This window comes from uncultured Intestinimonas sp. (assembly GCF_944387245.1).
Taxonomy (GTDB): domain Bacteria; phylum Bacillota; class Clostridia; order Oscillospirales; family Oscillospiraceae; genus Intestinimonas.
The window spans coordinates 1-13,315 of record NZ_CALXEE010000067.1; the positions used below are offsets into that span (position 1 = coordinate 1).

At 59.8% G+C, this 13,315-nt stretch carries 11 protein-coding genes and 1 tRNA gene; 8 read left to right on the forward strand and 4 right to left on the reverse strand.

Features of this window, described 5'->3' with window-relative positions:
- Positions 1-23: 23 nt before the first annotated feature.
- From Q0K15_RS08825 to ytvI, 4 genes are all read right to left on the reverse strand, one after another.
- Positions 24-2,150 (reverse strand): sodium-translocating pyrophosphatase, encoded by a 2,127-nt coding sequence (locus tag Q0K15_RS08825; RefSeq protein WP_294515394.1) that lies wholly within the window; start codon positions 2,148-2,150, stop codon positions 24-26.
- 417 nt (positions 2,151-2,567) lie between these two features.
- Complete coding sequence (locus tag Q0K15_RS08830; protein ID WP_294515396.1) at positions 2,568-4,004, reverse strand: TrkH family potassium uptake protein; 1,437 nt, start codon at positions 4,002-4,004, stop codon at positions 2,568-2,570.
- Entirely contained in the window at positions 4,001-5,425 is a 1,425-nt protein-coding gene (gene trkA, locus Q0K15_RS08835) for a Trk system potassium transporter TrkA (protein WP_294515398.1), read from the reverse strand. The genes Q0K15_RS08830 and trkA overlap by 4 nt, the downstream gene beginning before the upstream one ends.
- Positions 5,426-5,547: 122 nt before the next feature.
- Positions 5,548-6,621: a sporulation integral membrane protein YtvI gene (ytvI, locus tag Q0K15_RS08840; protein ID WP_294515400.1), complete on the reverse strand. Its 1,074-nt coding sequence runs from the start codon at positions 6,619-6,621 to the stop codon at positions 5,548-5,550.
- A gap of 238 nt (positions 6,622-6,859) precedes the next feature.
- On the opposite strand from ytvI, the gene Q0K15_RS08845 reads away from it, so the two are divergent.
- From Q0K15_RS08845 to Q0K15_RS08880, 8 genes are all read left to right on the forward strand, one after another.
- Complete coding sequence (locus Q0K15_RS08845) at positions 6,860-7,300, forward strand: ACT domain-containing protein (protein ID WP_130850711.1); 441 nt, start codon at positions 6,860-6,862, stop codon at positions 7,298-7,300.
- 48 nt (positions 7,301-7,348) lie between these two features.
- The gene (locus Q0K15_RS08850; RefSeq protein ID WP_294515404.1) at positions 7,349-8,557 is read left to right on the forward strand and encodes a homoserine dehydrogenase; all 1,209 of its coding nucleotides are present in this window, start codon (positions 7,349-7,351) and stop codon (positions 8,555-8,557) included.
- 67 nt (positions 8,558-8,624) lie between these two features.
- The gene (locus tag Q0K15_RS08855; RefSeq protein WP_294515406.1) at positions 8,625-9,848 is read left to right on the forward strand and encodes an aspartate kinase; all 1,224 of its coding nucleotides are present in this window, start codon (positions 8,625-8,627) and stop codon (positions 9,846-9,848) included.
- 117 nt (positions 9,849-9,965) lie between these two features.
- Complete coding sequence (locus Q0K15_RS08860) at positions 9,966-11,309, forward strand: MATE family efflux transporter (protein WP_294515409.1); 1,344 nt, start codon at positions 9,966-9,968, stop codon at positions 11,307-11,309.
- A gap of 636 nt (positions 11,310-11,945) precedes the next feature.
- Positions 11,946-12,021, forward strand: a tRNA-Thr gene (locus Q0K15_RS08865).
- Between the two features lie 69 nt (positions 12,022-12,090).
- On the forward strand, positions 12,091-12,255 hold the full coding sequence (locus Q0K15_RS08870; RefSeq protein WP_294515415.1) for an antitoxin VbhA family protein: 165 nt from the start codon (positions 12,091-12,093) through the stop codon (positions 12,253-12,255).
- Positions 12,240-12,839, forward strand: coding sequence for a Fic family protein (locus tag Q0K15_RS08875; protein ID WP_294515411.1), 600 nt, complete (start codon positions 12,240-12,242; stop codon positions 12,837-12,839). Before Q0K15_RS08870 ends, Q0K15_RS08875 begins: the two co-directional genes overlap by 16 nt.
- Positions 12,840-12,903: 64 nt before the next feature.
- Positions 12,904-13,206 carry a DUF6809 family protein gene (locus Q0K15_RS08880; RefSeq protein ID WP_294515413.1) on the forward strand — a complete coding sequence of 101 codons (303 nt, stop codon included), beginning with the start codon at positions 12,904-12,906 and terminating at the stop codon, positions 13,204-13,206.
- The last annotated feature ends 109 nt before the right edge of the window (positions 13,207-13,315 follow it).

The window sequence follows — 13,315 nt, forward strand, 5'->3', positions numbered from 1 at the left end:
TACGGGCGGCCACTTCATTTGGCTCACAGGATGTTCATCAGGTTGAAGGCCACGATGAGGCCGGAGAACACGATGGAAACGGTGGAGCACAGCTTGATGAGGATGTTGAGGGAGGGACCGGAGGTATCCTTGAAGGGGTCGCCCACGGTGTCGCCCACAACGGCGGCCTTGTGGCAGTCGGAGCCCTTGCCGCCGTGGTGGCCGGACTCGATGTACTTCTTGGCGTTGTCCCAGGCGCCGCCGGCGTTGGACATGAACACGGCCATGGCGAAGCCGGTGACGGAGACGCCGCCCAGCAGACCCACCACGCCGGTGGGGCCAAGGATGAGGCCAGTGAGGATGGGCACCACGATGGCCAGCAGGGCGGGGGCAACCATCTCGTGGAGGGCGCCCTTGGTGCACAGAGCCACGCAGGAGGCGTAGTCGGGGTCAGCCTTGCCGTCCATGATGCCGGCGATCTCCCGGAACTGACGGCGGACCTCCACCACGATGGACTGAGCGGCGGTCTGCACAGCGCTCATGGTGAAGGCGGAGAAGACGAAGGTGAGCATGGCGCCGATGAACATACCGACCAGCACGGTGGGGCTGGTGAGGGTGAAGTTGAGGACCTCGGTGGTCTTGGTCTGGACGATGTCCACGTAGGAGACCAGGAGGGCCAGAGCGGTGAGGGAGGCGGAGCCGATGGCGAAGCCCTTGCCGGTGGCGGCGGTGGTGTTGCCCAGGGAGTCCAGGGCGTCGGTGCGGTCACGCACCTCCTCGGGGAGGCCGCTCATCTCGGCGATGCCGCCGGCGTTGTCGGCCACGGGGCCGTAGGCGTCGGTGGCCAGGGTGATGCCCAGGGTGGAGAGCATGCCCACGCCGGCGATGCCGATGCCGTAGAGGCCGCGGTTGAAGCCGTCGGTGAAGAGGCCGGCGCTGTCCACCACGGTGAGGGAGCCGCCGGCAGCGAAGTAGCTGATGAGAACGGCGGCGGCCACGATGAGGATGGAGGACACGGTGGACTTCAGGCCCAGGGAGATACCGCCGATGATGACGGTGGCGGAGCCGGTCTCAGAGGAGGCGGCCAGCTTCTGGGTGGGCTTGTAGGTGTCAGAGGTGTAGTACTCGGTGAAGTAGCCGATGGCGCAGCCGCCGATCAGACCGGCCAGGATGGCCACATAGACGCCCCAGTTGCCCAGGACGATGTAGGTCAGGGGAGCGGCGATGATGGCGGCCAGGACGGCGGCGGTGTAGGTGCCGGTACGCAGGCTCTTCAGCAGGGACTTCTGGTCGGCGTCCTCCTTGGTGCGGACCAGGAAGGAGCCGATGATGGAGCAGATGATGCCCTCCACAGCCAGAAGCATGGGCAGGAGCATGCCGGCGAAGCCGTAGCCCGCCACGGCGGACAGGGCAAAGGTGGCCAGGATGGAACCCACGTAGGACTCGTAGAGGTCGGCGCCCATGCCGGCCACGTCGCCCACGTTGTCGCCCACGTTGTCGGCGATGGTAGCGGGGTTGCGGGGGTCATCCTCGGGGATACCGGCCTCGACCTTGCCCACCAGGTCGGCGCCCACGTCGGCGGCCTTGGTGTAGATACCGCCGCCCACACGGGCGAAGAGGGCCATGAAGGAGGCGCCCATGCCGTTCATGACCATAATGTTGGCCAGAGCGGAGGCATCGGTGATGCCGAAGGCGTAGTGGAGCAGGAAATACCAGATGGAGATGTCCAGCATGCCCAGACCCACCACGGTGAAGCCCATGACGGAGCCAGAGGAGAAGGCCACGCGCAGGCCCTTGTTCAGGCTCTCAGAGGCGGCCTGAGCGGTACGGGCGTTGGAGTTGGTGGCGATCTTCATGCCCACGAAGCCGGCCAGCATGGACCAGATACCGCCGGTGACGAAGGCGAAGGGGGTGAACTTGGAGAGCATCTCGCCGTTGGAGCCAAAGGCGATGATGAGCAGGACCACGAAGACCACCACGAAGACCTTGGCCACAGTGGTGTACTGCCGCTTGAGGTAGGCGTTGGCGCCCTGACGAATAGAGGCGGCGATCTTCTTCATGGTGTCGTTGCCTTCCGAGAAGGTCATGACCTTCCGGCTCTGGACATAGGCAAAGAGGATGGCCAGGACGGCGCCCACAATGCCAACCCAGAAGTAATTTTCCCAATTCAAAATTCCTCACTCCTTTTGCATGCGCACGCCGGGACGCGTGCGCTCCTTGTCTATAATTTTAGCAGATTGAAGAGGATTTTCAAGATTTCCACCCGGCCATTTCAGCATCTTGACGAAGTTTTTACAGTTCCTACGAAAATGAAATGTCCTTTCTGTGCCTTTCCGTGCATTGTTGCCATCACATGGAAAAAGGAAACAGTAAACGAAAATTGTGCCCCCTCAAATGAAAAGAAAATGGACTTACGAGCGGCGGAAGTGCGGAAAAGCCGCAGTGTTGTCAAGAAAAAAATTTTATGCTTTGCACAAAAAGCAAAAGGGAAGAAAAGGAAAAGACAGGGCCGCACACGCTCGGCGGCCCTGTCTTTGGTCAAAAAAACGATATGCAAGAAATGGCAATCTTTCCGTCTAAATGGGAGGTCAGACCCGCTGCCAGGCGCTCTTGCTGAAGAGGACCAGAATGGGGAAGACCTCAAGGCGTCCGATGATCATACACATGGAGAGGACGATCTTGGAGATAGGGGAGAAGTCAGCAAAATTGCCCATAGGGCCCACCTGCTCCAGACCGGGGCCGATGTTGCCGGTGCAGGCCACCACGGCGGTGAAGGTGGTGCCAAAGGAGAAGTTGTCCAAAGCCACCACCAGCATGGCAGAGAAGGCGATGAGCATATAGGTGCCCAGGAAGACCATGACAGTGTGGAGCACCTTCTCGTCCACCACACGGCCGTCCAGCTTGACCACGCTCACCGAACGGGGGTGGAGGATCTGGCGGATCTCCCGGCGCACGCACTTGAGGAGCAGGAGGATACGGGAGCATTTCATGCCGCCGCCGGTGGAGCCGGCGCAGGCGCCGCACAGCATCAGAAGGACCAGGAGCATCCGGGAGAACTCCGGCCACAGATCGAAGTCCACACTGGAGAAGCCGGTGGTGGAGATGATGGTGGACACCTGGAAGAAGGCATGGCGGAGGGACGTGAGGTAGCTGGGGTAGAGGCTGTTGATATTAAAGGAGATGAGGATCACAGAGAGTGCCACCACAATGAGGAAAAAGCGCAGCTCATCGCTCTGGAGAGCCTGCTTGACCTTTCCGCAGAGAATGAGGAAATAGAGGGCAAAGTTGACCGAAAAGAGGAGCATGAAGATGCCGATGATGACCTCAAAAACGGCGTTGTGGTAACCGCCGATGGAGATGTTCAGGACGGAAAAGCCGCCGGTACCGGCGGTGGCAAAGGAGTTGACCAGAGCGTCATAGAGGGGCATTCCCGCCAGCAGGAGACAGAGGACCATGATGACGGTGAGCCCAAAGTAGATGGTGTAGAGGATCTTGGAGGTCTGGGAGGAGCGTGGGACCAGCTTGCTGATGATGGGCCCGGGGGACTCCGCCTTCATAACATGGAGGGTACGGGCGCCCAGGGAGGGGAGGAGGGCAATGGTCAGAACCAGGATTCCCATACCGCCCAGCCAGTGGGTAAAGGAGCGCCAGAAGAGGATGCCCTTGGGCAGGCCCTCCACCGCGCGGAGGATGGAGGAGCCAGTGGTGGTAAAGCCGGAGATACACTCGAAGAAGCAGTCAACAAAGGAATCAAAATAGCCGCAGGCGTAAAAGGGAATGGCGCCGCAGAGACCCACCAGCACCCAGATCAGGCCGGCGGAGAAGAAGCCCTCCCGGGCGTGGAACCGGGTGTCGGAGCGCAGGAGGGAGAGGAGAAAGCCCACGCCGGCAGTGATGCCGATGCCGAAGAAGAACGGGGTGGGGTCCTCCCGGTAAAGGAGGGCCACACACAGGGGCAGAAGCATGCTGGCTGCCTCCACCAGCAGGGTTTTGCCTGCCAGACGAAAGACGAGTCTGAAATTCATAGCTCCAGCCCCCGGTCCAGCAGGTCTTCCTCGGAGTTGTCGCCCCGGCGCTCCAGCAGGGAGTCATCAAAGATGTCGTTGATGTCCAGAATACCGTGTCCGCTGGAGATGATGATAACGGTGTCCCCCATCTCGATGGTGGAGGAGCCTTCGGGGATGATGGTGCGGCCCTGGTGGATGATGACGGCCACCAGGATACCCTTTTTGAGGTGGAGGTCCTTGAGGGGGGTGCCCAGATGGCGGGTGGTCTGGTTGACCACGAACTCCATGGCCTCGGCGCCGCTGTCACCGATCTTGTAGAGAGTGTTCATGACGCTGCCCTTGGAGTTCTGCCGGCCACGGACGATCTGAAGGATCTGGTTGGCGGTGAAGAGCTTGGGGGAGATGACGCTCTCCAACCCCAGATGGCGGACAATGCCGGTGTAGTTCTGGCGGTTGCACTTGGCCACCACCTTGGGGACCTCACGCTGCATGGCGTAGAGGGAAATGATGAGATTGTCCTCGTCACGGTCGGTGAGGGCCACGAAGGCATCGGATTCGCCCAGGTTCTCCGACTCCAGCAGCTCCTGGTCGGTGCCGTCGCCCATGATGATGAGGCTGTGGGGAAGGAATTCGGAGAGCTGGCGGCAGCGGGCCTCTTTGAGCTCCACGATCTTCACCCGCATGTTCATGCGCTCCAGGATGGAGGCCAGATAGTAGCTGATGCGGCCGCCGCCCACCACAAAGACGTTGCGGATGTGAGAGGCGTAACGGCCGATGAGTTTGAAGAACTCGTGGACGCCTACAGGGGCGCCGATGAGGTAGATCCGGTCTTCCGCCTGAGGCACGAAGGAGCCGTCGGGGATGATGACCTGACCGTTGCGGTCGGCGGCGCAGAACAGGATAGGCAGGCCCTTGACCCGGTCAGACAGATTGGAGAGAGGCTGTCCCAGGAAGAAGTCGCCCTCCCGTGCACGGAAGCTCATCAGTTCCACCCGGCCACGGTAGAAGGTCTCGATGTTGGCGGCGGAGGGGAACCGAAGCAGCCGGGCGATCTCCACGGCGGTGGCCCGCTCCGGGTTGATGAGCAGGTCGATGCCCATGTCACGCTTGAAGGCGTTGACGTCCACGGTATACTCCACGTTGCGGACCCGGGCCACGGTGAAGCTGGTGCCCAGGTGCTTGGCGTTGAGACAGCAGACCATATTGACCTCATCCAGGCTGGTGGCGGCGATGAGCACGTCGGCATGCTCAGCGCCTGCCTCCTTCAGTACGCTGATGGAAGCGCCGTTGCCCTTGACGCACATGACGTCCAGCGCGTCGTCGGCCTTCCGCAGAGCCTCACTGTTGTTATCGACGATGGTAATATTATGGTCTTCCTGTGAGAGCAGTTCCGCAAGGGTGTAGCCAACCTTGCCGTCGCCCACAATGATGATATTCAAAACTTCGACATCCTCTCTGGCGATGTGTAAATAAAACCATCTATAATATAGCCGAACAAGAGCGGATGTGCAAGAGAAAGCGGCAAAAAATGACAGATAAGTGGACGAAATATAAATCAGGGTCAATCCCGCCAGAGGTGCAGGAGTCCGGCGTCATGAAGGGCCTTGGTGAGCATCAGGGCCAGGGGCGTGAGTACCATTCCGACCACGCCCAGGGCCTGGAAGCCCACAAACATGGCAAGCAGGGCGGCCAGGGGAGGTAGACCGGCGTGGAGTCCCACCAGCTTGGGTTCCAGCAGACTGCGGGCGGTCATCACCAGACCCCATAGGCCCAGGAGGCCCAGCCCCATGGGCAGATCACCGGACAGGGCGGTGAGCACGGACCAGGGGACCAGTACCAGCCCGGCGCCCAGTACGGGCAGGGCGTCGGTGAGGGCGGTGACGGCGGCGGGAAGGAGGGGGGACTCCACCCCCAGCGCAAAGAGTCCGGCCAGGAGGAGGAAGAAGGTGAGCAGGGTGAGCAGACCCTGGGCGCGGAGCCAGCCCAGGGCGGCATTCCGGAGGTGGAGAAGACCGGTGCGGACGTCCTCACGGCGTCCCTCCGGCACCTGCCGCCAGAGAAAGGCCAGCAGGGCGGGGCGTCCGGCAGAGGAGAAGTAGGTGGCCAGCACCGTGGTGAAGAGGCCAAGTCCCCACCGCGGGAGGGCGGCAAAAACGGCGGCGGCCTGGTCCGCCGCAGCAGCGGAGAGTTGGGCGGGTAGGGCGGCGGCCTGTTCGGAGAGGGCGGCCAGGCCGTTTTGGAGCAGGGGGCGCAGCTCTGGCGGCGCCGCAGTCAGAATGCGGAGGCTCCAATACTCCGACAGGGTGCCGGCGGCGGAAAGCGGAGCGAGGAGACCGGGCAGGTCTCGGAGCAGATCTTCCGCCTCACCCCACAACCGCCACAGGAGTAGAAAAAGTCCGCCGCTGAGGAACAGGGCCAGAAGGAGTGTGGATAACCCCGATGCCACCCAGCGGGGCAGGTGCAGGCGGCGGGTAAGAAAAAGGACGAGGGGTTCCAACATGGCAGCCAGAAGAAAACCGGCCAGAAAAGGCGAAAACCAGGTCAGTATCAGTCTGGAAAAAACCCAGAGAAGCAGGCCGCAGAGGAGGAACGCACCGCCTATTTGCAGGAACCGATAAAGAGGCTTTGGGACCATTGCGACCTCCTTTCATGGCGGGTGGCCGTCTCCGGTAGACAGGCAGCAGAGGCGGGTATGGTAACAACGACGATTTTTGACTGACATTGACAGGAAAAAATCGTGGGAAGTATATGAGGAAACGCCCTTGCGCATCTCAGTTTACTGTGCTAGAATAAATCCCACATGCGGACAAATGCCTGCGTGACAAAGACACGAAGACCTCTGCGCCACAGAGGGGATAGGGGAGTAGATTGCCATGGCGAATCCGCCCAAATATTTCATCGTGGAGGCCGCCGCCCTGCCGGAAATTTTCCGTAAGGTGGCGGAGACCAAGCGGCTGCTGGAGACCGGTGAGGCCGAGACCGTTCACCAGGCCACCGGGATCACCGGGATCAGCCGAAGCGCCTTTTATAAATATAAGGATGCGGTCCGGCCCTTCAACGACATGCTCCACGGCCGGATCGTGACTGTCCAGGTCCGGCTCCGGGACGAGCCCGGCGTTTTGTCGTCGGTGCTCAATAGTTTTGCCGTATCAGGGGCGAATATTCTCACCATCAACCAGGGCATTCCTACAAGCGGCTGTGCACTGGTGACCATTGGGGCGGAGACCTCCGGGCTCCAGATCCCGGTAGAGGAGCTTTTGACCCGGACCACGGAACTCAAGGGCGTCCTGAAGTGTGAGATCCTGGCGGGCTGACGCCGCCCGGCGCGAACGCCGGAATTGAATCAGAGGAGAGTAGATCACATGGTGAATGTAGCGATCCTGGGGTTTGGCACCGTTGGCTCCGGTGTGGCCGAGGTGCTGGCCAAAAACGCCGATCACATCGACCAGAAGGTGGAGACGCCGGTCCGGCTCAAGTACATTCTGGATGTGCGGGACTTCCCGGACAGCCCCTTCGGGGATAAGGTGGTCCACGACTTTTCCATTATTGAAAACGATCCCACCGTGGACATCGTGGTGGAGACCATCGGCGGGGCCACGGTGGCCCTGGACTTTACCCGCCGTGCCCTGACGGCTGGGAAGAGCGTAGTGTCCTCCAATAAGGAACTGGTGGCCGAGCACGGCCATGAGCTTTTGCAGCTGGCGGCGGAGAAGGGCGTCAGCTACCTCTTCGAGGCCAGCGTGGGCGGCGGTATCCCCATCCTGCGCCCCCTGTCCCAGTGCCTGGCGGCCAACGAGCTCACTGAGGTCTGCGGCATCCTCAACGGCACCACCAACTATATCCTCACCCGGATGATCCGCTCCGGCCTCACCTTTGAGGCGGCGCTGAAGGAGGCCCAGGCCAACGGTTACGCCGAGAAGGACCCCACCGCCGATGTGGAGGGGCACGACGCCTGCCGGAAGATCTGCATCCTGGCCGCCATCGCCTTCGGCCGCCACGTCTATCCCCGGCAGGTGCCTACCGAGGGCATTTCCGGCGTGACTCTGGCTGATGTGGCTTACGCCGAGTCCTGCAACCGGAAGATCAAGCTGCTGGGCCGGGCGGTCAAGCAGGACGACGGCAGGATCTGCGCCTATGTGGCGCCCCATCTGGTGGACGGCGAGGCACCTCTGGCCGGTGTGGAGGACGTGTTCAACGCCATCATGGTCAAGGGCGACGCCATCGGCGACGTGATGTTCTACGGACGGGGCGCCGGTAAGCTGCCCACCGCCTCCGCCGTGGTGGCCGACGTCATGGACGCCGCCCGGCACATCCGGTCCCGCAAGCGGATCGAGTGGGGGCCCGGCGGTGACGATGTGGCGGTCGGGCCTGAGAAGATGGCCTTCCGCTGGTATGTGCGGGCGCTGGGTACGGCGGAGGACGCCCGGGCGGTGCCCGGCGCCAGCCTGCTCTCCCGCCCCGGTGCGCCTGCCGATGAGGTGGCCTTCCTCACCAGTCCCATGACCCGCGCACAGTTGGACGGCGCTTTGGGAGCGCTGGTGCCTCAGTCGGTGTTCCGGGTCCTGGAGTGAGGGCATAGACTGGTTTGGAGCCTGGCAGGCTCCCCTTTCCCATAAACGCTTAGGGGGTACATATACCATGGCACTCATTGTACAGAAATTCGGCGGGTCCTCCGTTGCGGATGCCGACCGCATCCGCAACGTGGCCCGCATCATCACAGAGACCTACCGCCGGGGCCATAGCCTGGTGGTGGTCCTCTCCGCTCAGGGCGACACCACCGACGATCTCATCGCCAAGGCCGGTGAGATCAATCCCAAGGCATCCAAACGGGAGATGGACATGCTCCTCTCCACCGGCGAGCAGATCTCCTGCGCCCTGTGCGCCATGGCCATTGAGGGCATGGGCTACCCGGTGGTCTCCCTCACCGGCTGGCAGGCGGGCTTCAAGACCAACTCCGTTTACAGCGCCGCCCGGATCAAGAGCATCCGCTCCGAGCGCATCCTGGCTGAGCTGGACAAGAAGAAGATCGTTATCATCACCGGCTTCCAGGGCATCAACAAGTACGGCGACATCACCACCCTGGGCCGGGGCGGTTCGGATACCTCGGCAGTGGCCCTGGCCGCCGCCCTCCACGCCGACCTGTGCCAGATCTACACCGATGTGGACGGCGTCTATACCGCCGATCCCCGCTATGTGAAGGGCGCCCGGAAGCTGGATGAGATCACCTATGACGAGATGCTGGAGCTGGCCACCTTGGGCGCCCAGGTCCTGCACAACCGCTCTGTGGAGATGGCGAAGCGGTATAACGTGAATCTGGAGGTCCTCTCCAGCTTCTCCGGCCAGCCCGGGACAAAAGTCAAGGAGGTTGCGAAAACCATGGAAAAGCCCTATGTCAGCGGCATTGCCAAGGATAAAAATATTGCCCGTCTGGCCCTCGTCGGCCTGCCCGACAAGCCGGGCACCGCCTTCCGGATGTTCTCCGCTCTGGCGAAATACAAGATCAATGTGGACATCATCCTCCAGTCCATCGGCCGCAATAACACCAAGGACATCAGCTTCACTGTGGACCTGGACGATATGGAAAAGGCCAAGCAGATCATGACCGACCTGCAAAGCGTGCTGGGCTTCGACCACATCGACGTCACCGACGAGATCGCCAAGGTCTCCATCGTGGGCGCCGGTATGATCAACAACCCCGGTGTGGCCTCCCTCATGTTTGAGGCCCTCTACAACGCCGGCATCAACATCCACATGATCTCCACCAGTGAGATCAAGGTATCCGTCCTGGTGGACAAGTGCGATGCCGACACCGCCGTCCAGGTCATCCACGACCGCTTCTACGAGGAGTTCGGCAATATCTGAGCCTGAAAAAACTGCCCCAGCGGCGCAAAGACGCGTTGAGATGGGAGCCCGAAGATCCCGCCCTGCCAAAGGGGGATCTCCGGGCTCCCGTTCTGCGTCCGGAAGAGAGGAAAACCGATGAAACGGAACAAACAAGACGTATTGAGCCTGTCCTGGCCCATCTTTGTGGAGCTGCTGCTCCAGATGCTGGTGGGCAACGCCGACCAGATCATGGTGGGCTGGCGGGACCCCAACGGGGTGGGCGCCATCGGCAACGCCAACCAGATCACCAACCTGCTGCTGCTGGTGTTCTCGGTGGTGTGCACCGCCGCCATGATTCTGGTGTCCCAGTACCTGGGGGCCGGAGACACCAAACGGGTGGGCCGGACCTGTACCGCGGCCCTGGTGATGAACCTGATCTTCGGCCTGGCGGTGAGCCTGCTGCTTATCCTGGGCTGCGGTCCCATCTTCCGGCTCATGGGGGTCCATGAGCTGATCTTTGCCGAAACCTGCCTCTACATGCGCATCATCGGCGCCGGCATGGTTTTCCAGTCGATCTACCTCACCTTCACCGCCTTTTTCCGCAGCGCCCAGATGATGCGGGAGACCATGATGGTCTCCATCTTCATGAACTGCCTGAACATCGGCGGCAACTATATCCTCATCAACGGCCTGGGTCCCCTGCCTCCGCTGGGGGTGGCCGGAGCCGCCCTCTCCAGCGGCCTGAGCCGCCTTGTGGGGGTGGTGGTCATCGCCTGCATGTTCCGGCGGCGGTTCCCCGGCCTCCTCTCCCGGCGCCACCTGCACCCCTTCCCCAGGGCGGAGATGGGACAGCTCTTGGGCATCGGCCTGCCTACCGGCAGCGAGTCTCTCTCCTACAACGGCTCTCAGATCTGCATCCAGGCCGTCTGCAACCAGTTTGCCGCCTATGTGGTCAATACCCGGGTCTACGCCATGATCTTTGCCAACGTCACCTATATGTTCGGCTCCGCCCTCTCCCAGGCCTGCCAGGTGGTAGTGGCCCGGCTTATGGGTGCCCGGGAGATGGAGGCCACCCACCGTCAGGTCATGTCCACCCTGAGGGGGGCGGTGCTGGTCTCCGGCGGCCTTTCAGTCCTCCTGTGCGTGGCCGCCCGACCGGTGTACAGCATCTTCACTCAGGACCCTCAGATTCTGGCCCTGGCCGGTACCATTATGCTCATTGAGATCCCACTGGAGCTGGGCCGGGCGGTGAATATGGTCATGTGCCGGGCCCTACAGGCCTGCGGCGACATCCGATTTCCCACCATCATCTGTGTCATTGACGCCTGGCTGATCGGCGTGGGCGGCAGCTTCTTCCTGGGCGTGGTGCTGGGCTGGGGCCTGGCCGGCCTGTGGGCCGCCATGGCGGCAGACGAGTGTATTCGGGCGGTGCTCTTCCTTATCCGCTGGCAGAGCGGCGCCTGGCGGCAGAAATGCCTGTTGGACACGGCAAAGGGATAAGAACTGGGAAAATGCCCATATGCGTTTACTGGGAATTCTTCGACAAAATCAGATATTATGTAAATGATATGTGCCGGTGGAGCTGTGGGGAGAACCTGGGGACGAGTGTGGATAAAACGGTGCAAAAGTGCGGAAATCACCGTTATAAACCGGGGGATGACCGGCGGATAACCCGGTGCAAAATGTAAATAACTAGGTGTAAATACAGCTTGCGGATATATTTTATGTAAACTATTGACATAAAAACAGCTTGCTTGAAAAGTAAAAGGATCAAGGATAAATGGCAGTAAATCAGGATTTTTGACAGACAGAGGAAATATGAGGAAGAAGGTGATGCGTCGGGGTAGGGAGCCTGGAAAAGGGGAGGTATACTGTTGGTATAGCCATTGTAAAGGGAAGGAAAAGGGGTGCGGGGGGTGCGAAACTCGCTTGACAACCCGGAGCGGATATAGTATCATAACAAGAGCAGTTTGCAGTCCTGGTGCTGCAGACGGGCTAGTGTGGCTCAATGGCAGAGCATCTCACTCGTAATGAGAAGGTCGCTGGTTGTGGCTAAGGGTGGTAAATTAGGAAGGGCCGATTTTTGGCCGAGGAACAAACAGAGTACGGTGAGGAGCCGGGATCTCATAGAGGTATGCTGGAATAGCTCAGTCGGTAGAGCAGCTGATTCGTAATCAGCAGGTCGCGTGTTCAAGTCACGTTTCCAGCTCCAAAATGCTCCTTATCGAGGGATAAGGAGCATTTTGTGTACAAAAACGAAGAAAAGGATTATACTGTATCCATGGAAAATGCGGAGGCATCCGTCCGCATGGAGGGATATACTGTTACCCCTGAAATGCGGGAACAGTGTAAGCGTGTGCTGCGGGGCGAGGCCACAATGGAGGAATGCCTGAAGCGTTTTCTGAAGTCCCGACAGAAGGATGATTCAGTATGGCATACAGTTTAGAGCCTGTTTCCCAGGACTGTTATCCTGGCACCACGGTGCTGGTCAATAAGCTGAATATTCGGGATGAGGCTACGCTGAATGAGGCGGAGGCCCTTATCACCTACATTAATGCCTCCAAGCTGGAGTATTGCCCGCTGGAAGGCGTTTTTGATTTTACCCATTACAAGGCGATTCACCATTTTCTCTTTTCTGAGTTGTATGATTGGGCAGGACAAGTCCGTGCAGTGAATATTAGTAAAAAGGCAACTTGTTTCTGCCGGGCAGAGAGAATTGAAACCCAAGCGCAGCTGATTTTCCAGCGACTGAAAGAGCGAGACTGTTTTAAAGGACTCTCCCATCATGACTTTGTGGATGAAATCGTGGATTTTTACTGTGTCACAAATATGCTGAATCCTTTCCGGGAGGGCAATGGCCGCACGCAAAGAACCTTCCTGGCACAACTGATTCGCAATGCTGGATATGATATCAACTGGGCCGAGGTAGATGGTGATTTGCTGATGATTGCCACCATTCAAGCGGCACAGGGAGTAACGGATCTGCTTCGGAGTGTATTTCAAGAAAGTATACGAGAGGGGGTATTTTGATCATTAACGCTGGATATGATGGTATTTCTGTGCTATTGTGTTTTGCTACAAGGAGGCGAGGCACATGAACGAGACTCTGAGATTGCTGTACGACAAATTTTATACCCCTCTGCCTATGGTGGAATCCGAACGGGAAGTGGAAACCTGCCACCGGCAGCTTATTGAGCGGTTGGACAAGCCGGAGCGGAGATTGATTCTGCGGATCATCGATGCCCAGAATCTGATGATAGAGGAACGCTCCATAGATAGTTTCGTCTGCGGCTTTCGGCTGGCGTGGGAAATGGCAAACGAACTGAATCATGATAAAGAGAACAGGCATCCGTTGCCAGCTGAAGAAGCTGAGACGGATGCCTGTTCTATGCTATAGAATGAAATTTCCGGGTATAGGCGAGGCATTACGGAAACAGCTCGATGACCGTATCCGCCGGAGCAGACGCAGACCCGCACCAAGCGGCACGAACAGGAGCGATAAGGAA

Excerpts from the sequence above, each read along its gene's own strand:
- Q0K15_RS08830 (WP_294515396.1), bottom strand. The coding sequence starts at position 4,004 with ATGAATTTCAGACTCGTCTTTCGTCTGGCAGGCAAAACCCTGCTGGTG.
- ytvI (WP_294515400.1), bottom strand. The coding sequence starts at position 6,621 with ATGGTCCCAAAGCCTCTTTATCGGTTCCTGCAAATAGGCGGTGCGTTC.
- Q0K15_RS08845 (WP_130850711.1), top strand. The coding sequence starts at position 6,860 with ATGGCGAATCCGCCCAAATATTTCATCGTGGAGGCCGCCGCCCTGCCG.
- Q0K15_RS08850 (WP_294515404.1), top strand. The coding sequence starts at position 7,349 with ATGGTGAATGTAGCGATCCTGGGGTTTGGCACCGTTGGCTCCGGTGTG.
- Q0K15_RS08855 (WP_294515406.1), top strand. The coding sequence starts at position 8,625 with ATGGCACTCATTGTACAGAAATTCGGCGGGTCCTCCGTTGCGGATGCC.
- Q0K15_RS08860 (WP_294515409.1), top strand. The coding sequence starts at position 9,966 with ATGAAACGGAACAAACAAGACGTATTGAGCCTGTCCTGGCCCATCTTT.
- Q0K15_RS08870 (WP_294515415.1), top strand. The coding sequence starts at position 12,091 with ATGGAAAATGCGGAGGCATCCGTCCGCATGGAGGGATATACTGTTACC.
- Q0K15_RS08875 (WP_294515411.1), top strand. The coding sequence starts at position 12,240 with ATGGCATACAGTTTAGAGCCTGTTTCCCAGGACTGTTATCCTGGCACC.
- Q0K15_RS08880 (WP_294515413.1), top strand. The coding sequence starts at position 12,904 with ATGAACGAGACTCTGAGATTGCTGTACGACAAATTTTATACCCCTCTG.